The 21992-nt window shown below is 40.2% G+C and carries 18 protein-coding genes; 1 reads left to right on the top strand and 17 read right to left on the bottom strand.

Annotated elements, in window-relative coordinates:
- Nucleotides 1-147: 147 nt before the first annotated feature.
- The 11 genes from ODU39_RS06870 to ODU39_RS06820 form a co-directional block, all read right to left on the bottom strand.
- Nucleotides 148-351 carry a cold-shock protein gene (locus tag ODU39_RS06870; protein WP_004195223.1) on the bottom strand — a complete coding sequence of 68 codons (204 nt, stop codon included), beginning with the start codon at nucleotides 349-351 and terminating at the stop codon, nucleotides 148-150.
- Between the two features lie 159 nt (nucleotides 352-510).
- Complete coding sequence (locus ODU39_RS06865; RefSeq protein WP_398580147.1) at nucleotides 511-1344, bottom strand: energy-coupling factor transporter transmembrane component T family protein; 834 nt, start codon at nucleotides 1342-1344, stop codon at nucleotides 511-513.
- Complete coding sequence (locus ODU39_RS06860) at nucleotides 1341-3014, bottom strand: ABC transporter ATP-binding protein (protein ID WP_398580146.1); 1674 nt, start codon at nucleotides 3012-3014, stop codon at nucleotides 1341-1343. The genes ODU39_RS06865 and ODU39_RS06860 overlap by 4 nt, the downstream gene beginning before the upstream one ends.
- 117 nt (nucleotides 3015-3131) lie before the next feature.
- Nucleotides 3132-3284 (bottom strand): hypothetical protein, encoded by a 153-nt coding sequence (locus ODU39_RS06855; protein WP_398580145.1) that lies wholly within the window; start codon nucleotides 3282-3284, stop codon nucleotides 3132-3134.
- A gap of 118 nt (nucleotides 3285-3402) precedes the next feature.
- A complete protein-coding gene (locus tag ODU39_RS06850) occupies nucleotides 3403-4386 on the bottom strand; it encodes a rhodanese-related sulfurtransferase (protein ID WP_398580144.1) in 984 nt (327 codons plus the stop codon).
- A gap of 210 nt (nucleotides 4387-4596) precedes the next feature.
- Nucleotides 4597-5517: a hypothetical protein gene (locus tag ODU39_RS06845; protein WP_398580143.1), complete on the bottom strand. Its 921-nt coding sequence runs from the start codon at nucleotides 5515-5517 to the stop codon at nucleotides 4597-4599.
- Between the two features lie 106 nt (nucleotides 5518-5623).
- Nucleotides 5624-6172, bottom strand: coding sequence for an ECF-type riboflavin transporter substrate-binding protein (locus ODU39_RS06840; RefSeq protein ID WP_105249336.1), 549 nt, complete (start codon nucleotides 6170-6172; stop codon nucleotides 5624-5626).
- Nucleotides 6173-6192: 20 nt separating this feature from the next.
- Nucleotides 6193-7041, bottom strand: coding sequence for an S-adenosyl-l-methionine hydroxide adenosyltransferase family protein (locus tag ODU39_RS06835; RefSeq protein ID WP_398580142.1), 849 nt, complete (start codon nucleotides 7039-7041; stop codon nucleotides 6193-6195).
- A gap of 427 nt (nucleotides 7042-7468) precedes the next feature.
- A complete protein-coding gene (locus ODU39_RS06830) occupies nucleotides 7469-8185 on the bottom strand; it encodes a YebC/PmpR family DNA-binding transcriptional regulator (RefSeq protein ID WP_004194195.1) in 717 nt (238 codons plus the stop codon).
- 109 nt (nucleotides 8186-8294) lie between these two features.
- A complete protein-coding gene (locus tag ODU39_RS06825; RefSeq protein ID WP_398580141.1) occupies nucleotides 8295-10463 on the bottom strand; it encodes a PTS transporter subunit IIBC in 2169 nt (722 codons plus the stop codon).
- Nucleotides 10464-10496: 33 nt separating this feature from the next.
- Nucleotides 10497-11288 (bottom strand): endonuclease/exonuclease/phosphatase family protein, encoded by a 792-nt coding sequence (locus tag ODU39_RS06820; RefSeq protein WP_014637507.1) that lies wholly within the window; start codon nucleotides 11286-11288, stop codon nucleotides 10497-10499.
- A gap of 199 nt (nucleotides 11289-11487) precedes the next feature.
- Here ODU39_RS06820 and ODU39_RS06815 point away from each other — a divergent pair, with 199 nt between their 5' ends.
- Nucleotides 11488-12195 (top strand): UTRA domain-containing protein, encoded by a 708-nt coding sequence (locus ODU39_RS06815; protein WP_004194205.1) that lies wholly within the window; start codon nucleotides 11488-11490, stop codon nucleotides 12193-12195.
- Between the two features lie 229 nt (nucleotides 12196-12424).
- On the opposite strand, the gene glgP is transcribed toward ODU39_RS06815, so the two are convergent.
- The 6 genes from glgP to ODU39_RS06785 all read right to left on the bottom strand — a co-directional run bounded on the left by glgP (nucleotide 12425) and on the right by ODU39_RS06785 (nucleotide 21898).
- Entirely contained in the window at nucleotides 12425-14689 is a 2265-nt protein-coding gene (gene glgP / locus ODU39_RS06810; RefSeq protein WP_105121089.1) for a glycogen/starch/alpha-glucan family phosphorylase, read from the bottom strand.
- On the bottom strand, nucleotides 14682-16190 hold the full coding sequence (gene malQ / locus ODU39_RS06805; RefSeq protein WP_011922661.1) for a 4-alpha-glucanotransferase: 1509 nt from the start codon (nucleotides 16188-16190) through the stop codon (nucleotides 14682-14684). Before malQ ends, glgP begins: the two co-directional genes overlap by 8 nt.
- A 182-nt stretch (nucleotides 16191-16372) precedes the next feature.
- Entirely contained in the window at nucleotides 16373-18472 is a 2100-nt protein-coding gene (locus ODU39_RS06800; protein WP_398580140.1) for an ATP-dependent Clp protease ATP-binding subunit, read from the bottom strand.
- 526 nt (nucleotides 18473-18998) lie between these two features.
- Nucleotides 18999-19409, bottom strand: a complete 411-nt coding sequence (locus tag ODU39_RS06795; RefSeq protein ID WP_398580139.1) for a peptide deformylase — start codon at nucleotides 19407-19409, stop codon at nucleotides 18999-19001.
- A gap of 30 nt (nucleotides 19410-19439) precedes the next feature.
- A complete protein-coding gene (locus ODU39_RS06790; RefSeq protein WP_398580138.1) occupies nucleotides 19440-20672 on the bottom strand; it encodes an aminoacyltransferase in 1233 nt (410 codons plus the stop codon).
- Complete coding sequence (locus ODU39_RS06785; protein WP_398580137.1) at nucleotides 20672-21898, bottom strand: peptidoglycan bridge formation glycyltransferase FemA/FemB family protein; 1227 nt, start codon at nucleotides 21896-21898, stop codon at nucleotides 20672-20674. The genes ODU39_RS06790 and ODU39_RS06785 overlap by 1 nt, the downstream gene beginning before the upstream one ends.
- Between the last annotated feature and the right edge of the window lie 94 nt (nucleotides 21899-21992).

The raw sequence follows: 21992 nt of genomic DNA, 5'->3' as shown, positions 1-21992 counted from the left end.
GGAGTAGAACAATTTCTAGTTTCTCAGAGACAGACTTTGGACTTCTTTTGGACATAATAAAACTCCCTTTATAGTTTCTAGTGAAAATTTTTGTTTTTTCACTGTCCACTATAAGGGGAGTATATCACTAAGAAACCCGCTCTTTTATTATCCAATTTTTGTAATATTGGTTGCTTGAAGACCACGTTGGCCTTGCTCCACTTCAAATGTCACTTTTTGACCATCTTCCAAAGATTTAAAACCATTAGACTGAATTTCAGAAAAGTGTGCAAATACATCTGGACCGTTTTCTTGAGCAATAAAACCAAATCCCTTTTCTGCATTAAACCATTTAACTGTACCTTGTACCATTTGTGTTACCTCTTTTTATTTATTTGTAAAACTTATCAAGAGGAAAAACAAAAGATGAAACTGATACTTAAACTCTAAACTTATTTACATTCCCTACTGTAACAGTATATTTCCTAAATGTCAACGATAAAGGGTTAATCAGCCCAATAAACTCAATAATCATCGCCACGGATTATAGAATCGACCCTGATTAACAAAAAATAGATAGATTGTCACGACTACTAGAGCAAGAATAAATAGCAAGACAGCGTAATCTATTCTCTGTAGAGGCTGTTGGGTATACCATGTTCTTTTTTTATTCTTTCCAAAACGCCGCAATTCCATAGCCGTTGAAATCGTATCAATCCTCTCCAAGGAGCTGAAAATCAGAGGAATGACAAGGGATAGATTCCCTTTTATACGCTCCATCAATTTTCCTTTCCTGGACAATTCCAAACCACGCGCTTCTTGAGACATTCGAATCGTATAAAACTCTTCTTGAATATCTGGAATATAACGCATGGTCAAACTGACTGCGTAAGCAACTTTGTAGGATACCCCAATTTGATTCAAGCTGGAAGCAAACTGGCTAGGATGAGTGGTCATGAGAAAGATAATCGCTAAAGGAACTGTACAAAAATACTTCAAGAGAAGATTTACCAGATAAAATGCTTGCTGACTCGTCAAGGAATAAACTCCCAGACCTGATAGCAAGGGAGTGTCTGCTCCGTAAAGTTCCACTCCATACCGTGGTGCAAACAAGTGAACCATCAAGGCATTCATTGCAGCAAAAATGATCGTCAGAATTAAAACAAGAGAGATTTCTTTATAACGAATCCCTGACATTTTGAACAAGGCTAGAGAAAATACTGCGATAAAAAGAATCAAGCGGGTATCGTAAGTAATCATAGCAAGAATGGAAACTATGAGAAAAAAGAGTAATTTACTGACAGCCGATAAACTATGAATAAAGCCAGTTCCTGGATGGTAACCAATTAGTTTTTGTCGACTCATCTTCCTCTCCTTTCTTCCTGCATATAAAACGTAGTTAATGCTAAGGGATTAACTCCCAACCTCTCCGCCAAGTGAAAAATTGATGTTTCTTTTAAATTGGCTCGCTCAATCACCGTATCATCAGATAAAATTTCTGTTGGACTGGCATCTTCAATAATCTGCCCATCCACCACAACAACAGCTCTATCTGAATAATCTAGCATGAGTTGCATGTCATGGGTAATCATGACAATGGTGTGCCCTTGAGCATTTAATTGATCCAAAAACTCCATCATTTCCCGATAATGCCGTTGATCTTGTCCTGCTGTTGGCTCATCTAACAAAATAATTTCTGGATTGAGAACCAAGATAGATGCTATCGTTACCCGTTTTTTCTGCCCATACGAAAGTGCCGAAATCGGCCAATTACGAAACGGATACAGGCCACATACCTTCAAGATATGGTGAACTCGGTGTTCGATTTCTTCTTCTGTCACCCCTCGCATGCGCAAACCAAGGGCAACCTCATCAAAGATCATCGTTTGGCTAATCATTTGGTTGGGATTCTGAAGAACATAACCAATCCGTTCTGCTCGCTCTTTAACAGAATCTTCTTTGATTGACTGCCCCTTCCAGAGAATCTCACCTTCACCCTGAATAAAACCACAAAGCACCTTGGCTAAAGTAGATTTCCCAGCACCATTTTTTCCAACAATAGCTAGACGTTCCCCCTTATGAATCGTCAGTTGAATGTCTGTAAGAACTTGTTTATTAGGATAGGAAAAATGAAGATGCTTGACTTCTAACAAAGCCTCTTTCTCTCCATTTTCAAAGTGTAGGGTTGGTAGGGATGCTATATTCAAAGCCTCAATATCAATTTCCCAAACTGAGGAGAGGTGTTCTGCCTGCGCAATCGGATATCCTAAGGCGCGAAGAGTCGATAGATATAAGGGTTCACGGATGCCGTTTTCCTGTAACAATGAGGTACGTAATAAATCATCAGGTCCTCCATTGAACAAAATCCGACCGTCATTAATCAATACAACTCGGTCCACCTGACGATACAGTACGTCCTCTAAACGGTGTTCGATAATAATGGTTGTGGTCCCTTCTTGCTTGTGCAGACGGTCAATCAAATCAATCGTATCTTGGCCCGATTTGGGATCTAAATTAGCAAGTGGCTCATCAAACAACAAAATAGGACTCTCATCAATAAGAACCCCGCCCAGACTGACACGTTGCTTTTGACCTCCAGATAAATCTTGTGGTCGATGTGCCAGCAAATCGGTCAAAGACAGTCTTTCTGCCCAATCCCCTACTTTTTGCTTCATCACCCCATGGCTTTCCATGTCGTTTTCCAAAGCAAAAGCTAGGTCCTCGGCAACTGATAAGCCAATGAATTGACCATCTGTATCTTGAAGAACCGTTGATACGAGCAAGGACTTATCATAAACTGAAAGATTAAAAGCTTCCTGACCATCCAATAGTAAACTTCCGCTATGTTCTCCCTTGTAAATATTGGGAATAATACCATTAAGACATTGTCCAATCGTCGACTTTCCTGAACCAGATGGACCAATAATCAGAACTTTCTCTCCCTGATAAATCGTTAACTGAACATCTTTTAAAGTGGGTTCCTGTTGCGCTTGGTATCTAAATGTAAAATCTTTAAACTCAATGATTTTTTTCATAGGACTATTATAGCGTAAATTGACTCTGAAAAAAAGGAAGAATCATCAGTTTCTCCCTTTTCAAATACCTTCATCCATGATTCTAGAGCAGATGAATTCTACCTTCTTACCTCACAATCACATTAAAATAATGCCCATCAAGGCCCGTAAAACTTGCTCTATAAAAGCTGTGGCATCTGTCAAGCGATCTGCAATTTGCCCACCATTTGCTTCAACACGCTCGATAAGTCTATCTACTTCTTCCCTACTCGCCACATTAAGCGAAATCAAGACTTCATCTCCTTCTCTTTTCTAATTGATAGGCTTCGTATAGAATGGACTGAAAAATATAAAGAATTCTGATTGCACAAAAAAATTGCACTGATTTTTCAATGCAATTTTGGTATTACTAAGCATTTGCTGGAGTCAGAGTTTCCCCAATCGCTTCCAAGCGTTCTGCCCATTCTTGACGAGTCAAGCCGTTTTCAGTGATGTAACGGTTGCGCTCGTGGGCACGGCATTCTGCTGAACAGCCACGAACATACTTGTGCTCGTTTTCTTCTGATGTCAAGATACGACGGTTACAGAATGGATTGCCACAGTTGACATAGCGCTCACATGGTGTACCATCGAACCAGTCCTTACCAACGACAACTGGGTCTACATGGTTGACATCAACTGCGATACGCTCATCAAAGACATACATCTTACCATCCCACAATTCGCCACGAACTTCTGGGTCTTTTCCATAGGTTGCGATACCACCGTGGAGCTGGCCGACATCCTTGTAGCCTTCACGAACCATCCAGCCTGAGAATTTCTCACAGCGAACACCACCAGTACAGTAAACAACTACGCGCTTGTCCATGAATTTCTCTTTGTTATCACGGACCCATTGTGGCAATTCACGGAAGTTGCGGATGTCTGGACGGATAGCACCACGGAAATGCCCAAGGTCGTACTCGTAGTCATTACGTGTATCCAAAACAACTGTATCTTCGTCCAAGAGAGCTTCTTTGAACTCTTTTGGTGACAAGTAGGCACCTGTTGTTACAAGTGGGTCAATATCGTTGTCAAAGTCATTGTCTTCCAAACCAAGGTGAACAATTTCTTTTTTATAACGAACAAACATTTTCTTGAAAGCTTGCTCATTTTCTTCATCAATCTTAAACCACAAATCGCTGAACAATGGGTTTGCATGAACGTAGTCCATGTACTTTTGAGTTGTTTCATAGTCACCAGAAACAGTACCGTTGATTCCCTCATCAGCAATCAAAATACGTCCTTTGAGTCCGATAGACTTACAGAAAGCTAGATGCTCCGCAGCATAGGCTTCCGCATTTTCAATTGGGACATATTTATAATAAAGTAATACACGAATGTCTTTTGACATGATTTCTCCTTCTCAATCTTTGCAATAGATGATAAAACTCTGTCATTTCTAATAAATGATACCTTACGATTATATCGTTTAGCCCCTCAAAAGACAAAAATCTGAACTGAAAATTTAGAACCTATATTCGCAGGTTCAGTGCTTATATGTAAAAAATACGGTAACATGGATGACATGCTACCGCATTTATTGAAGGTTCGCTATAACTTCTTAGTCGTCTAATTCTATTTTCAGTTGTCGGAGTTTTTCCAAGGTATCATGTCCGATAAGTTGGTCCACTTTTCGCTTATGGCGTCTAGCAATATTTTCCTTCCATTTATCTTCAATAGGATTATGTGGCTTCTCGATTTTCCTTTGCTCTTTGATTTCTCTTGCCTCCTGCCACTCCACTCCTTTAATAACTTCTTCCCAATAGCTGGAAATGGCAGAGCAGAGATAGAGTTGGACCTTATTCAACCAGTGTCCAAAAAAAGTTTGCGGAGCACTTTCCTCCACTAGCCGATAGGTCCTTTGGATTTCAATAAGTTGACTTTGATATTTTTCCCACTGGAGCATAGCTTTACTCGGCTTTTTCCGATAAAGTTGACGCTGTTTGATTAGAGCTATATACGGTGCAACAAAACGACTCGTCCGTATCTTAATAAAATTTCTGGAGGAGCGAATGGCCACCAGCATGCCTGAGACCAATAGGCGTTCAACCTCCCTTGCCTGATAATCTGGAAAACGGTAATGGACTTGCCCCTCCTCTTCTTCAACCACTAAGCGAATCTGCATCCTACCATTTTGCCAACTCGCCTCCACCTCTTGCTTTTCATCCCATAACTTTTGAAAAAAGAGAAGAAGGTAGTAGCCTTGCTTACTAAGTTCATACCAACTGTTCGTGTGGTAAAGGTAGGTCCGAATCGCTCCTTTCATATAAAATTCGCCATGGAAATCATAAAAAGTTGGCTGTTTATATGTAGATTGTGATGGGTGGTTACTAACTCGGAAAACCTTATAATAATAACTATTCCAAAGAATGCATCCATAAATTGATTTCGTCGTTTTCGATTGATAAAGACTTAAAACTTCCTCGTCAGGATTGAGTATAGAATGAATAATCGGTCCCAACTTTTCTTCTGTCCAGACCATACTTCTCCCTTTGAACACATGTTTTTGTTTGTTTTATATTATTATATCATATATGTATTTTTTTGTATTTAAAAACCCTAGAATTTTTTCTAGGGAAAATAAAAACTTAATCTTTAGACAAGCTACCTGTCTTCGTTTGAGATTTTGCATAAACAGCCAAAAGGAGTGTCCCTGCAATAGCAACTGTAATACTGTTTGTAATACCTGCTACAAGTCCCTGTGCAAAGACCTTATTCGCCGCCTCACTGTAGATAAGAATATCTAAAACTGGGGCAATGACTCCCCAAGCAATGAGGTTAGCTACTACTTGAAAAATATTGAAAGCAAAAATATCTTTTCCGTCAAAAATTCCTTCTTGAATACGCAGACGATTTCTAGCAAAACCTAACACCAAGCCAAAAACTGCTGAGGCTAGAACCCATGACCACCAAGGCGACCCACCTCGCAGTGCGTCTATAAAGGCATGACCAATAAGCCCTACAAAGAAACCAACAATTGGTCCAAAAACAATTGACAAGAGCGACTGAACTGCATACTGCAATTGAATGTAGGTATTTGGTACAAAGGTTGGAATACTAATCAGCAAACCAATAACCACAAAGAGGGCTGCGCCGATGCCAGTAGCAACGACTGTTTTGATTGAATTATTTTTCATAACTATCTCCTAAAATTTCTTTAATTACTAATACGTTTGATTTTAATATGCCAGTTTTGACCTACACCGACATTATAAGCCTTGGCAAATGAGCCCTGATTAATCGCAACACCTACACGATAGAGGGAATTGATATAAATCAATGGCTGTCCGATGCGTACATCCGCAAAGGACTTGCCGTAGGTTACTTGGTTTTGATACACAAGCATGTCGTTATTGTATATGGTCACTTCAAAGCGATCTTCAAACTGCGGTTGCAAGGTGTAAAATTCTTCCCTCGTAATCGAGGTCCAAAGCGAGCCGAATCGAACATCTAGAATATCAATTGCGCCTTTTACATAATCTGGACCAACTTCCGTTGGGACTGTTGGAATTTCCACAATCTTATCCACGCTTAATTCTGGACCAACTTCTTCAAAGCTAATGTGTCCAGAAGCCAATTTAGCTCCCGTATAGGCATAAACATCTCGACCATGGAAGGTGTACGAATGTTCTGTATTGGCACGGCGATTGGCCACCTCTGAAATTTCTCGAACCGCCTTTATCCCCACATATTTTTTGATGAAGGATAGCGTCCCATTATCTGGCGTTACAATATAGTGATTTTGTTCGGTCAAAGCTACTACACTCTTACGTTTTGAACCAACTCCTGGGTCAACAACCGAAACAAATGTTGTCCCTTCCGGCCAGTATTCGACCGTTTGAAAGAGGCGATAAGAACCTTCAAAGATATTGTACGGAGTAATATCATGTGTTAGATGGTGAACAACTAAATCTCTCGATTCTTGGAGAGCAACACCAATCATCGCTGAAACTGCACCATCAACTAAACCAAAATCTGATTGTAAAACAAGTAAATTATTTGACATATATTCTCCTAATCTTATTACCGTTCTATGATAACAGAAAACCCGTGACCATTCAAATAGATATTTCCAAAGCCTGGCTATAGTTTTTCCTTATACCTCATCTGTCAAGCACTCTACTATCAGCCACCGAAAATTTTTCCATCGTACCTTCTTCGAACTTAAGATAAAATCCCCCACTCTCTAGTTCCAACCAACTATCGTCTTTGAGCAATTGGATACAAAGAAAACTGCCTAGCAGCAGTTCCAATCTCCAACCTTTTAGGACATCCTACGTGCAATGAGAATCGTCTGCCGACGATTTCTATTTCCAACCTTTTAATATAAAAAAAGTGCTACTCTATTTTTAGATAAAAAGAAAACCAGCTGTCGCTGGTTCTCATCTCCAACCTTCTAATAAAAATGACTGTCCCCCGGACAGTCATTTTTATTAGAAGCCATCTACATTCGTGTAGATTTTTTGGACGTCTTCGTCGTCTTCGAGGGCGTCGTAGAGTTTTTCAAATGTTGCGAGGTCATCGCCTTCAAGTGATACTTCTGATTGCGGGATCATTTCAAGTTCAGTGACGTTGAACTCTTGGATTCCTGATTCTTTAAGTGCCACGATTGCCTTGTGCAGATCAGTTGGGGCTGTATAGACAGTGATTGTGCCGTCTTCTGCTTCTACATCATCGACTTCGACATCTGCTTCAAGGAGCAATTCGAAGATGGCATCCGCATCATCACCTGCAAATACAACCACACCTTTTTTATCAAACATGAATGATACGGAACCAGATGCACCCATGTTTCCACCGTTTTTACCAAAGGCAGAGCGAACATTGGCTGCGGTACGGTTTACGTTTGATGTCAAGGTATCAACGATAATCATAGAACCATTTGGTCCAAAGCCTTCGTAACGACCTTCCACGAAGGTTTCGTCCGTGTTTCCTTTTGCCTTGTCAATGGCTTTATCAATGATGTGTTTTGGAACCTGCGCTTGCTTAGCACGGTCGATAACGAATTTCAGCGCTGAGTTTGTTTCTGGATCTGGGTCACCCTTTTTCGCTGCTACATAGATTTCAACACCAAATTTGGCGTAAACTTTTGAGTTAGCACCGTCTTTTGCGGTTTTCTTGGCTACAATATTGGCCCATTTACGTCCCATGGGGAACCTCCTACATTTTATAAAATCGCTTTATTATACCATAAATGGAAAGGATTGAGAAGATTTTTAAAGGCAAAAGACAAGCTCTGATGAACTTGTCTTTTACTTTTTACAACTCAACTGTCGCAACTTGGCTATCTTGACTGACCTGTCCAAGATTTTCAAGGCTGACAGATTTGATTTCTGCTGTGTTTGTGAAAGCAACGACGATGGTTGTTTCACGTCCTGCTGAGCGAATAGCTTCAAGGTCTGCAACAAGGAGCAAGTCTCCTGCTTCAACGCGTTGGCCATCTGTTACCTTAGCTGAGAATGGAGCACCGTTTAGCGCAACCGTATCTAGGCCGACGTGCACCAAGACTTCTACACCCTTGTCAGACAAAATACCGACAGCGTGTTTAGTTGGGAAGACACTAGTTACAATACCTGAAACTGGTGCGTAGACATTGCCGGAGCTAGGTTCAACTGCATAACCGTCGCCCATCATTTTTTGTGAGAAGACTGGGTCTTTTACTTCTGTAATGCCAATAGCTTGCCCTTCAGCAACAGAGTAAACTGTCTCCGTCACACCTTTAAACTGAGTCTCAGGAGCAACTTCTTCTGTCGCAACAATTTCCGTACGAGGAATAGCTACACCTGATTCTAGCAAGTCTTGAATGTCTGATTTGAGAACATCCGCTTTTGGTCCATAGACTGCTTGAACACCTGAGTCTTTGATAATCAAGCCCATAGCACCAGCCTGTTTCCAAGCATTTTCATCTCCAACCTGTGCCACATCTTTAACACTAACGCGAAGGCGAGTCATGCAAGCATCCACATCTGCGATATTATCACGACCACCAAGCAAGTTGATGATTTGAACTACTTGTGAATTGGCGTCTGCAGTATCTACGTTTGAGTTCGAAACCACATCTGTTGTTTCTGTATCATAGTTACCATTGCGTCCAGCTGTTGCTAGGTTGAATTTCTTAATCATAAAGTTGGCAATGAAGTACATACCAACCGCAAAGAGGGCTGTTACCCAGATGAAGTTAATAACATCCATACCGATACCAGCTTTAATCGCCATCGGTGTACGTGTAAGGAATTCGATATTACCAAATGAGTGCATACGCAAGTTGACAACGTCAGCCATGGCAAAAGCCGCACCTTGTACAAAAGCATAAACGACATAAAGTGGCATTGCTGCAAACATGAACATAAACTCAATTGGTTCTGTTACACCTGTCAAGAATACGGCAAGTGCTGATGAAATAAACATACCTTTGTACTTATGTTTTTTATCTTCATCCACATTGCGGTACATAGCGTAAGTCAATCCCATCAAAATCCCTGATGAACCAATCATTTGACCAACTTTGAAACGGGCTGGAGTAATGTTTGCAAGAAGGTCATTGTACTGAGCCATATCACCAGCGTCTTTGAGGTTGATCAAGTCTGTAATCCAAGCCAACCAGAGCGGATCTTGTCCAAATACTTGTGTACCTGCTTGTGCACCTGTCAAGATGTCATAGGTACCACCAAGTGACGTATAGTTCATTGGAATGGTCAACATGTGGTGCAAACCAAATGGAAGAAGCAAACGTTCCAAGGTACCATAAACAAAAGGCGCAAGAATTGGTGCTGTATCCTGTGAGCTTGCAATCCATTTACCAAAGCTGTTGATTCCTGTTTGAACAACCGGCCAAAAGATAGCTAATCCTAGCGCTACAAGAACTGAGCGATAGATAACTACAAATGGTACAAAGCGTTTACCGTTAAAGAAGGTCAAAACATCAGGTAATTTGCGGTAATTGTAGTATTTGTTATAGGTTGTTGCCCCTACAAAACCAGCGATGATACCAACGAAGACACCCATGTTCAGAGCAGGTTGACCCAAGATATTGACGAAGTAGCCTGAAACTGGAATCTCTGTTCCAAAAACAGTAGTTACGGTTGCCGCTGCATCTGCAAGCATGTCAGTCGTCACACCAAAGAAGTGACCTGTAATCAAGTTAATCAAGATAAAAGCAAGACCTGCCGAGAAAGCACCGCCAGCTTTTTCCTTAGCCCAGCTACCACCGATAGCCAAGGCAAAGAGCAAGTGAAGGTTTCCGATAATCCCCCAACCGATTTGGGCGATAATATTCCCAATACGAATCAAGAGTTCTGATTCTGAGCTGATTAACGGAATAGAGTTTCCGATAGAAACCATAAGACCTGCTGCAGGCATAACTGCAATCACGACCATTAAACACTTACCGAATTTTTGCCAAAATTCGAAACTAAGAAATTTTTTCATTTTTTCTCCTTTATTTTTTGGCTCTGTGCCATTTTATACATTAATTTCAACTTCCACACCAAAATGGTCTGAAATAATCGGACGATTCTCTCCATTGAAAATCACTAAGCTGGATAAAACTTCCTTTTTCTGATTTAAGAAAATGTAATCCAATCGTTTTTCCTGACTGTGACCAGCCCAGCCATCGATAGCCTTTTCAACCGTAATCCCCTGGTCTTTTTCCATCGCTAGATTGTATGAATCATAAAGCCCAAGCTCTGTAATCGCTTCGTAGGCCTCTCGATCTGAGAAGGCATCGGTATTAAAATCTCCCATGAGAATCTTAAAACGTCTATTGCCAGTCCGTTCCACAATCGTACGAATGTTATCAAGCTGGTCTTCCTCTTCACTCCCTGGAAGATTGATGTGACAAGAATACAGGTCGATCAACTGGTCTTGATAGAAGACCGTCAAGCCCATAATTTTTCGTGATAGGATGGAATCAACAGATTTATTCTGACTACAATAAAATGGATCCACTTCATAAACTGGCAACTTGGTAAGAAAGGCAATCCCTTCTTCGTACTTATCGTAGCCGATATGTGAGTTGCTCCAATAATATGAATAGTCAAATTGTCCTAAGGCTCTTAATTTTTCTAATAAAATCAAGCCATAATTATCCGCCTTCAAGTCTTTCGTTACCAAATCAGCAGTTATGAGCTGATTGACTTCTTGAAGAGCGATGACATCATAAGCCTTTTCAGCTATTGTTTGGGCTAAAACATCTAGTTTTTCATCCTGCCTTTCTTCTAACCAGGCATGGACATTAATTGTTAGTAATTTCATTGCTCCCCCTCTCTCTGAAAATGCGTAACCGTTTTCTTTTTATAGAAATAGTATAACGTAAACGTTTGCATTAGTCAATAGCTTTTCCGTAATATTTTAAACTTTTACGTAAAAGTTGTGTGTTCTACTAAATAAAATAGATGTATTGCCCCTTTCTGGCTCTTTTATGATACACTAATGGGTAGAAAGACAGGAAACTATGAGTAAGTATAAAAAAGTTTATCAAGATATTAAGAAAAAAATTGAAGAGCAGGTTTGGTCAACTGGACAGGCTCTACCGACAGAAAATGAATTAATGGAAGTGTATTCCTACTCCAAGGACACCATTCGCAAAGCACTATCTCTTCTTGAAATGGATGGTTATATTCAAAAGAAACAGGGGAAATCTTCTATTGTTATCGAACATGGTCTAATGAAGGACCAGTATCTTTCTGAAATTAAAACAGCGGGCGAATTGAACAAAAGATCACAGCACCAAATCCAGACCCAACTTACTTCGCTTTATATTATTCAAGGTCAGGAAGACTTAATGTCAACTTTCGAAGTTGATGATAAGGTAGATTTCTATCGAGTGAGTCGGGTACGGACAATTGACGGTGAGCGATTGGAATATGACATTTCCTATTTTGACCGTAGGGTCGTCCCTTATCTCAGCAAAGAAATTGCCGAAAGCTCTATTTACCGCTACTTAGAAGAAGAACTCCATTTAACAATTTCTCATTCCAGACGTGAAATCTCCTTCCGTTTTGCAAACGAAGAAGAAAAACAATTGATGGACTTAGGAGACTATGATATGGTCGTCGTGGTCACTAGTATCACCTATCTTTCAAATGGTCAAGCTTTCCAGTATGGAACAATTAGCTATCGACCTGATAAGGTAAGCTTTGTTTCTATGGCGAAACGGTAAAAGGAAACTTTCGATTTTTTCGACCAAGTGTACAAAACTTCTAGAATTTTATAGTTATAAAAAGAATGTCTCCGCTTTTTTGCAGAGACATTCTTTGCATTTATATACTAAGGAGAGCACCAATAATGGTAAAAACTGATAGTTTTTTATTCTTCAACACATAGGAAGTATTGATCTGATAAGTTTTGGAGTGGTTCAATCAACTTTCCTACTAATTGTTGGAATTCAATTAGTTACTGTGCCAGATGTCTTGGTTGTACTGTTCAATGGTACGGTCTGAAGAGAAGAATCCAGCTTTAGCAATGTTATGAACAACTTTCTTGTTCCATGAATCTTGATCTTCGTAATCTGCAAAGACTTGTTCTTTTACTTCGATGTATTCAGCCAAGTCAATCAAGGTCATGAACCAGTCTTTCGAAATCAATTCATGGTGCAAGCGTGCAAGGCGTTCTTCGTTACCAAGTGCTTTTACCTCATCGCTAACGATAAAGTCAACCGCACGTTTGATGTTGGCATCACCATTGTAGTAGTCCGCAGATACGTAACCAGCCTTGTCGTACAAGTCGATAATGGTATCTGAATCCTTACCAAATGTATAGATGTTGTCCATGCCAGCCAACTCAGCAATCTCAACGTTGGCACCGTCCATGGTACCGAGTGTCAATGCACCGTTCAACATGAATTTCATGTTACCAGTACCTGACGCTTCTTTAGAAGCCAATGAGATTTGCTCAGAAATATCTGTTGCAGGGATGAGTTTCTCAGCAACTGTCACATTGTAGTTTTCTACCAAGTGAACATTGAGGTATTTATTTACTTCTGGGTCATTGTTGATCAACTCTGACAAGCAAAGAATCAAGTGAATGATGTCTTGTGCAATGATGTAGGCAGGTGCCGCTTTACCACCGAAGATAACAGTGATTTTACGTTTTGGAAGGTTACCATTCTTGATTTCAAGGTATTTATGGATAACATACAAAGCATTCATTTGTTGGCGTTTGTACTCGTGGAAACGTTTGATTTGTGTATCAATAATAGAATTTTCATCCAGTTCGATACCTTTGTTGTCTTTAAGGTAACGTTTGAGAGCCAACTTATTGTTGAACTTGATTTCAGCCAACTTAGCATGAACTTCCTTGTCATCAGCAAAGGCAAGCAATTTTTCAAGTTTAGTAGCATCTGTCAAGTACTCATCGCCAATCAATTCTTTGATGTAGTCAGCGAGGTCTTGGTTGGCAAATTCCAACCAACGGCGGAAAGTGATACCGTTTGTCTTATTGTTGAATTTTTCTGGGTAAAGCTCGTAGAAAGCTTTCAATTCAGAGTTTTTGAGGATTTCTGTGTGAAGCGCAGCTACACCGTTCACTGAGTTAGAGAAGTGGATATCCATGTGAGCCATGTGTACACGACCTGATTCATCAATGATTTGGACTGCTGGGTCTTTAATTTCTGCACGAATAAGGGCATCCAATTCTTTGATAATATCAACCAAGTGCGGCACCACTTCTTCAAGGAACTCAAGTGGCCATTTTTCAAGCGCTTCCGCTAAGATAGTGTGGTTTGTGTAACCAGTCATATTCTTAACGATGGCAACTGCTTCCGCAAATTCAATACCATGTTTTTCAGTTAAAAGACGGATCAACTCAGGAATCACCATTGATGGGTGAGTATCGTTGATTTGCACATAAGCGTAGTCAGCCAAGTCATGCAAGTTTGAACCGCGCTCAATTGCTTCATCAATCAAAAGTTGAGCAGCATTTGATACCATGAAGTATTGTTGGTAGATACGGAGCAATTCACCGTTCTTATCAGAATCATCTGGGTACAAGAAGAGTGTCAAGTTTTCTTTAATATCAGTCTTGTCAAATGAAATACCATCTGTAATCAAGTCATAGTTTACTGACTCAATATCAAACAAATTGAGGTAGTTCTTAGTCTCTTTTTTATAGCCAAGAATATCAAGACGATCCAATTTTGATTTCAAAGTGAAGTTTTTGAATGGAACATCATAGCTGATAGTTGTTGGAATCAACCAAGAATCATTTTCAATCCAGAAGTTTGGCTCTGCTTCTTGCTCATTTTTCTTAAATACTTGGCGGAAAAGACCACAGTGGTAGTTCAGACCAACACCTTCACCGTTGATAGCAAGTGTTGACATAGAATCAACGAAACATGAAGCTAGACGTCCCAAACCACCGTTACCAAGTGATGGTTCTGGTTCAACGTCTTCAACTTGAGCCAATGATTTACCAGCTGCTGCTAATTCTGCTTGAACGTCTTTATAAACACCCAAGTTGATCAAGTTGTTTGACAAGAGTTTACCGATAAGGAACTCAGCTGAGATATAGTAAACTTTACGTTTTCCTGTGTTTTTTGGTTTTGTAGCTGCAGCTTCTTTTACGTAGTTTAACAATTGAAGATAGATTTCTTCATTTGTCAAATCAGCTAATTTTTTCGAAGTGTTTGTTTCTGCAAATGTTGTAAATTTAGTCATGGTTTTCATTTCCTCGTTGGTATAGTAATGTCATTTTTGTCAAGAAGTCTTTGCGTTCTTGGGTCAAGTCTTCAGCTTTCATGCGCCATTCCCAGTTTCCACCGATAGTTGACGGCATATTCATTCGACTTTCTTCACCCAAGTCTAGGACATCTTGCATGGTTGCAATAGCTGTATCACTCACTGTTGCAAACAGCATACGGAGCATAGCTTGGCTAACTTTTTCAATCGGCTTACGGTTGCTGTAGGCGTCCACGTATTCTTGTTGTTCTGGATCAAGATTGTTGTACCAGCCGTTGACAACCTCATTATCGTGAGTTCCAGTGTAGGCAACTGAATTTGGAATGCAACGGTGTGGAGCATCAATACTCTTACCTGTTACATCAAAGAAACCAAATTCTAAGATTTTCATGCCAGGATAGCCACAATCTGCAAGCAATTTGCGAGCTTTAGCGTCAATGTTTCCAAGGTCTTCTGCAATGATTGGAAGGTCTCCAAGTGTTTCTTTGACAGCCTTGAAGAGATTGTAGCCAGGACCTGGTTCCCAAGTTCCAACTTTTGCCACCTCTGCCTTACCATCAACTTGCCAGAAGTCTGAGAAACCTTTGAAATGGTCAATCCGAAGGACATCATAAAGTTTGAAACTTTCATGGATACGATAAATCCACCAGTTATAGCCTGTTTTTTCATGTTCTGGCCAATCGTAAATAGGATTTCCCCATAATTGCCCATCTGCCGAGAAGTTATCAGCTGGTACACCTGCTACATAAAGCGGCTTGCGTTCACTGTCTAATTTGAATAGTTGGGGTTTTGTCCAAACTTCAACGCTATCAGCAGAAACATAGATTGGCATGTCTCCGATGATTTTGATGTGGTGTTTGTTGGCATATTCTTTCAATTGCTTCCATTGGCTGAAGAAGAAATACTGGGTGACTTTGTAGTAGTCGATTTGATTTGCTAATTCTAAGCGGTACTTATCAAGTGCTTCCTCGTTGCGAGCTACAACTTTTTTATCTTCCCATTCTTGGAGAGCTTTATTACCAAAGTATTCCTTGATAGCCATGAACTCCGCATAATCTGTCAACCAAGATGAGTTAGCCTTTTCAAACTCTAGAAAAGCAGCCTTCTTCTTATCATCTTGTAAAAATGCTTGAACGGCCTTCTCCAAAATTGGTCGGCGAACTTGATAGATAAGAGCATAGTCTACTTTTTCAGGATTATCTCCAAAATTTACATCTTGGAAATCTTCTGTTGCCAATAAGCCATCTTCAACCAAGAGGTCAAAGTCTATCAAGTGTGTATTTCCTGCAATAGCAGAGAAAGACTGGTAAGGAGAATCTCCATAGCTTGTAGTTGTTAGTGGTAAAATCTGCCAGTAGGTTTGCTTGGTTTCCACCAAGAAATCTACAAAATCATAGGCAGACTGTCCAAAAGTACCAATACCAAACTTACCTGGAAGTGAGGTAATATGCATCAAAATTCCACTGGTACGATTTGTCATAAAAACGTTTTCCTTTCTGTCGGTTACGAATATAGTTTAACGCAAACGTTTGCACTTGTCAAGGATTTTATGAAAAAAGTTTTAATGTGCTCTAGAAAGCCTATTTTATAGCATTTGTTAGCGAATAACAAAAAAGAAAAAATCAGATATTTCTATCCGATTTTTCGAATTATTCACTATTTTTAAGCAAAGCTTTGCTCTTTTATTTGGATGCTTCCATCAACCACATCCGCTTCCAGATATTTGACATCAACATGATCCAAATAGTAATCTGTTACCTTGTCTCGAATCTGATTTTCAATGACACGGCGCAGAGGACGGGCTCCCATAGCCTGGTCATAACCTTCTTCCATCAAGAAGTCTTTGGCAGCCTCGGTCACTTCTAACTGAATACCTTTTTTAGCCAGGGTCTTATTGACCTGGGCCAACATCAAATCTACGATAGCCTTGAGGTCTTCTTTGCCCAAGTGTTTGAATTCGATAACTGCGTTGAAACGGTTGAGGAATTCTGGACGGAAGAATGGGGCGATGCGGTCCATGATGTCTTGATTTTCTTCACCTTCTGCCATTCCATAACCAAAACCAGCATTTGAAGTCGCGATGACAAGGGTATTTTTAAAGTTGACTTGGTTGCCCTGTCCATCAGTCAAATGCCCATCATCTAGCACTTGCAAAAGGAGGGTAATCACTTGTGGATCTGCTTTTTCAATTTCATCCAAGAGGACAATGGAGTAAGGATTGCGGCGGACACGCTCGGTAAGAGTATGGGAATTGTCATCATATCCAACGTAACCAGCTGTGGTACCGATTAATTTGGAAACAGCTGTCCGATCGCTGTATTCAGACATATCCAAACGAATAATGGCATCCTTGTTACCAAACAAGTCAAGCGCTAACTGTTTTGCCAACTCTGTCTTACCCACACCTGTCGGACCGACAAAGAGGAAGGAACCAATCGGACGGTTGCCGTCATCAAAACCTGCACGATTCCGACGAATGGCACGAGATACAGCTTCCACCGCATCGTCTTGACCGATAACGTTAGCTGCCAGACGATTTTTCAATTCCTTGAGTCGTTCAATGTCAGAAGCTCCCATTTGAGAAACTGGAATTCCTGTCATTCGCTCAACCGCCTGAGCCACATCATTAACAGTCGCCACCACTTTCTGTTGCTCCGTGTGGTTGTCAATCTGTTTTTGGAGCTTATCAATACGGACCTTTTCATTCAAGGCTTTTTCATAATCCTCTTTTTCAGCTGCTTCCAACTGCAACTGCTTTGCCTCAGCCATTTCTGCTTCTAAGGTCTGAATATCCGTCACAGGATGTTGTGCAGCTAAGTGAGCAGCGGTCACATCGACCAGGTCAATAGCCTTATCAGGCAAGCTACGTTGTGGAATATATTGGACGGAATAATCAACCGCAGCTCTCAAAACCTCATCAGGCAATTCAATATTGTGGTGGGCTTCATAAAGCGGCTTGATACCTTTCAAAATCTGGTAGGTATCTTCTGCGGACGGAGCATTGACCTTGACTTCGTTGAAACGACGAGCCAGAGCAGCATTCTTGTGAATAGTATTGCGGTATTCGTCCTGTGTAGTCGCACCAATAACGGTCAACTCCCCACGTGACAGGGCTGGTTTGAGAATATCTGCTAAGCCCTTGGAACCTGAGTCTCCACCAGTGCTACCAGCTCCCAAAATCTGATGAATTTCATCAAAGAAGAGAATGATATTGCCAGCTTTTTTAACTTCATCCACAAGATTCTGCACATTTTCCTCAAAAGCCCCACGATACTGAGTCCCTGCTTCCAAGCCTGAAATGTCGATGGAGATGATTTCCTTGTTCTTAATGGCTGCTGGTACATCACCATTGACAATGGCTTGAGCCAAGCCTTCTACTACCGCAGTTTTACCAACACCCGCATCACCGACCAGAACAGGATTATTCTTAGTCCGACGTGCCAAAATTTCAGAGGTTTCTTGGATTTCCTTATTTCGTCCAATGACTGGATCCAACTTACCTTCACGCGCATCTTGTGTCAAATTGCGACCAAGTTTTGCAAGAATCCCATCTGACTTTATCTGACCTTTAGCCTGTGTTTGAGCCACTTCTTCTGTCTGCGGCAGGCGGCCTGTCTGACGGTAAATGGCAAATTCCTCCGGTGTTACTTCACGACCGTTAATGGCATAGCGACGACGTTCTGTACTGTAACCACCCATGTTGCCCATAAGTTGATTGAAAATGTCATCCATATTGTTAAAGTTATTGAAATTGTTGTTCATAGTTTTTACCTCGTTTATAAATTCTATTGTTTTTGACTTTTACTGACCTTTGTTTTAAAAAAATAGCTAATAGGGTATAATCCTGTCTTTCATATTAACCTCCTCAGAAGTTTGTCTTTTACTGACCAATAGGTCCAAGAGTAAGTCAAATCCTTTTCATTTGACCTAAACTGACCTTTTGTTCAAAGAATTCGTAAGGTCCTTTACCTTACGAAACTTATTTTACATCATTGGTCAGTAAAAGTCAATGGTTTTGTTTGACCTTTTTTGACTTTTTGATATAGTCTTTTAGTTTACTTTTAGTACTAGGCAACGAGCCGCAGACATAACTCAATGCTTTCTTGTTTCTAGGCATTGACTTGAAACAGTCCCCCAGACTGTTTCAATCAGGCAAGGTGAGTTCAAACACTCCGGTGGAGTGATTGAAGTTGGAAATAAGGAAACGACGTTTCCTCGCTCGTCGACGTAATAAAAGATAAACTAAACGACGATAAAAAAATCTACCTGACGGTAGATTTGGTAGCAATTAAATGATAATCCCCTCCAAATGATCCAGTTCATGCTGAACAATCTGAGCTTGGAAGTCTGTCAGCTTTAGGCTCTGCTTTTTCCATGAAGCATCAAAAAACTCCACTTCAATTTCCTGATAGCGTGTCGTCGGACGGCTACCTTCCAGCGATAGGCAGCCTTCCTCAGTCTGATAGGGCTTTGTCTTGCTGATGAGGACAGGATTGTACATGACCAGGTTGGTGAAGCCCATGTTGACGATGATAATCCGCTTTTTGACGCCAATCATGTTGGCCGCCATGCCCACACAAGCGTGAGCATTGGCTGCTAAAGTGTCCTGCAAATCCTGACCGACCTGCACATCTAGCTGAGTCGCAGGCTCCGACTTCTGCTGCAAGAAGAAAATATCTTTCATAATAGGTTGAATCATGGGGTGTCTCCTTTGGCAAAGTATCTCTTACTATTTTACTATGTTCTTGATAATCTGCAAGATTTTATGCCGTATCGGATAGGGATAGTAGCGAAAAGTACCTGCTTTTCGTAGAATATACCCATTGAAATTCTGTTTGAATCGAAGAACACCATCAGAACCATCGAAGTTTCCTTGAATGCCAAGGAGATTGTAAAAGGGAAGGGATAGGCTGATTGCATGCCGCATAGCAAATTCTTGTAGGAGAATCGGAGCATAGAAACTGCCAAACTCTGTGCGGGAACCGCTGAACAGGTAAACCAACTCCCGACGACTGTAAACAAAGAGACTGGCAGCTATATCCACATCCTCAGTTCCATATTCCTCAATCCATTGTTGGGCTTGGCATTTTCGTTGTTCAAAACTGGTTAGCTGAGCCATTAACTCTCGGAGTTCATTTTGCTTCTTCTTGGACTGAGGAAATAGCCGCAAACGATCTGACAATTCCGCAATTCTTAGTTGTAGTCTGTCACTTTGCTCTTCCAAATGGTCTAAATAGCTGTAAAAATTGATACTGGCTATCAAGAAATCCGCCTGCTCTCCAAAAGAATCAAAAAAATCTTGGTAATATGCCAATGTCTTGTCTTCGTATCCTCTTTTTTTAGAGGTGAGAGCTGTGATTGCTTGAAAACGAAAAAGCTGACTCCTGCTCAAGCGCGTAACCTTCAGACCAAAACTGTTTGCCTTCTTACTCAATGTTTTCCCTTTTTTACTGAAGGAATCTGTTAAACTTGCTTGACTTAGCCCTTGCAAATCCTTCACATAATGCCAAACAGGCTCTCCATTTGGATAACCTGTTTGTAAGCCATCATGTTTAAATCCAAGTTGCACCAGCTTCTCAATTAGTTGAGTATCTGCTTCACTAATTGGATTCCCTACACTATCAAAGACTTGATAGGTTTGGGAAGGCTTGACCACCAATTCAAGTACGCCTTCACGCTTCGCATAGTTTTTTAAAGATTGATAAAATTCCTCTAAATAAGCATCATCGGTAACCAGCGGTCCAGAATTCAATTCCATATACAAACCACCAGCCATCTTCTTACAGAAAAGCAAAGTAGAAATAACGATCTCTAATTGTGAATTTTTAAAACCAACATAGCGAACATCGTATCCTCGCTTGGATAGTAATCCAGCCATTTCAATGGATTGAAAAAATGATTTTTCATTTACTTGTTGACAATGCTTTAAAAATTCTTCTTTAGTTATTTGACAAAAAGTCATTATTTTTTCTTCCTTAATTTTTTTCTAATTTCCAGTAAAACTTGAAAAATCTTATATAATATTGGCGAAACAATAAGGTCGAACTCCCCAATATACTCTTCTACTACTGGATTCAAATGTGATTTAAAGTGATAAAGGCCTCCGTCTAAAGTTGGCTCTATTCCTCCTAAATTTTGCCATTTCACACCTCGTTCGAAAGCATACTTTGCTGTCTCCACCCATGTTAGTAAAGCAGGCTGATAATGTTTAAACTTTTCATCCATACCAGCATAGATATTTTCAGATGTTCCTGCAAAATTTATTGTCAAAGTACCAGCCAATGGAACTAGCTTACTCCCGTTACGAGTCAGAGAATTTATCATTTCTAATTCTGTATTTATTCTTCGGGTTTCTTTTTTATAATTTTCAATCTTCGATTGTCTTGTAGTGGACGTGAAGGCCATGGCCTCTTTTACTAATTTTTCTTCAAGATAAGATAACTGTTCATATCTCTCTGCTAAATCCAAATAGGCAACTACAATATAAGAATTTTCTGGATAGGCATTCAATATTTTTTGATAATACTCTCTCCCCCGCAAGCGAATAGATTTGCGCTCCTCAGTCTTTTTTAATAGCTCTGAAAAATCTCTTAACAATTCCTCACGACCAATTCGAATCTCAATACCTTTATTACGCGCCGACCGAATATTTTGTCGAACTCGTTTATTTAGTGATTCCTCTGAGAAAGATTCGCTATATAATACTGCATGACAAGTAGGTTGGATTGTAGCCGACATGGTCTGCACTCGACCAGACCAAATTCCTCCCAAATCAACAATCCTATCTTTGACGGCAAGTACATTTAATTCTTCTTCCCTATCTCCTATTATAGTTTTACTAGATAGTCGAATAAATGGATCAAATTTTATAACAACACTGCGTTCTCGGAGGGCAAATTCTTTTATGGACTTAAATACAAATGACACTAATTCAGCATCTTCATAATCCATTACTGGACCTCTTGGTATATAAATCATCGTAAAACCAAATGGTACTACCAACCTTCTGATAAGAAGAGAAGCAACTGCCACTAATTTCCCATCTTTAAAAAAGCCTAGTCTCTCATTTCGCCACTCACTTTTTACGGTTGCCCACTGACTACTCTGCAACAGGTTAGCCTGTGGCGATTGCTTTACAAATGAATCATGTTCCTCAGCAGAAATACCTATTTTATAAGTGTAAAACATTAATTATTCCCCTTGTTCATAATTACTTTTAACGCTAATTAGGAAGGGCTTGCCCGTAGTGTCAAGCCCTGCTATACTAGTATAGCAATCGATT

Origin of the sequence: Streptococcus sp. 2021WUSS126 (genome assembly GCF_044427255.1) — a bacterium.
Lineage (GTDB): Bacteria > Bacillota > Bacilli > Lactobacillales > Streptococcaceae > Streptococcus > Streptococcus hashimotonensis.
The sequence above is the reverse complement of the archived record's forward strand: the minus strand, read 5'-3'. Positions and strand labels throughout refer to the sequence as shown.

What these genes read in the sequence shown, in the direction of transcription:
- ODU39_RS06870 (WP_004195223.1), bottom strand. Translation starts at nt 351, where the DNA reads ATGGTACAAGGTACAGTTAAATGGTTTAATGCAGAAAAGGGATTTGGT.
- ODU39_RS06835 (WP_398580142.1), bottom strand. Translation starts at nt 7,041, where the DNA reads ATGTCAAATAATTTACTTGTTTTACAATCAGATTTTGGTTTAGTTGAT.
- ODU39_RS06830 (WP_004194195.1), bottom strand. Translation starts at nt 8,185, where the DNA reads ATGGGACGTAAATGGGCCAATATTGTAGCCAAGAAAACCGCAAAAGAC.
- ODU39_RS06795 (WP_398580139.1), bottom strand. Translation starts at nt 19,409, where the DNA reads ATGATTCAACCTATTATGAAAGATATTTTCTTCTTGCAGCAGAAGTCG.
- ODU39_RS06820 (WP_014637507.1), bottom strand. Translation starts at nt 11,288, where the DNA reads ATGAAATTACTAACAATTAATGTCCATGCCTGGTTAGAAGAAAGGCAG.
- ODU39_RS06840 (WP_105249336.1), bottom strand. Translation starts at nt 6,172, where the DNA reads ATGAAAAATAATTCAATCAAAACAGTCGTTGCTACTGGCATCGGCGCA.
- ODU39_RS06850 (WP_398580144.1), bottom strand. Translation starts at nt 4,386, where the DNA reads ATGTCAAAAGACATTCGTGTATTACTTTATTATAAATATGTCCCAATT.
- ODU39_RS06790 (WP_398580138.1), bottom strand. Translation starts at nt 20,672, where the DNA reads ATGACTTTTTGTCAAATAACTAAAGAAGAATTTTTAAAGCATTGTCAA.
- malQ (WP_011922661.1), bottom strand. Translation starts at nt 16,190, where the DNA reads ATGACAAATCGTACCAGTGGAATTTTGATGCATATTACCTCACTTCCA.
- ODU39_RS06865 (WP_398580147.1), bottom strand. Translation starts at nt 1,344, where the DNA reads ATGAGTCGACAAAAACTAATTGGTTACCATCCAGGAACTGGCTTTATT.
- ODU39_RS06785 (WP_398580137.1), bottom strand. Translation starts at nt 21,898, where the DNA reads ATGTTTTACACTTATAAAATAGGTATTTCTGCTGAGGAACATGATTCA.
- ODU39_RS06825 (WP_398580141.1), bottom strand. Translation starts at nt 10,463, where the DNA reads ATGAAAAAATTTCTTAGTTTCGAATTTTGGCAAAAATTCGGTAAGTGT.
- ODU39_RS06845 (WP_398580143.1), bottom strand. Translation starts at nt 5,517, where the DNA reads ATGGTCTGGACAGAAGAAAAGTTGGGACCGATTATTCATTCTATACTC.
- ODU39_RS06860 (WP_398580146.1), bottom strand. Translation starts at nt 3,014, where the DNA reads ATGAAAAAAATCATTGAGTTTAAAGATTTTACATTTAGATACCAAGCG.
- ODU39_RS06815 (WP_004194205.1), top strand. Translation starts at nt 11,488, where the DNA reads ATGAGTAAGTATAAAAAAGTTTATCAAGATATTAAGAAAAAAATTGAA.
- ODU39_RS06800 (WP_398580140.1), bottom strand. Translation starts at nt 18,472, where the DNA reads ATGAACAACAATTTCAATAACTTTAACAATATGGATGACATTTTCAAT.
- glgP (WP_105121089.1), bottom strand. Translation starts at nt 14,689, where the DNA reads ATGACTAAATTTACAACATTTGCAGAAACAAACACTTCGAAAAAATTA.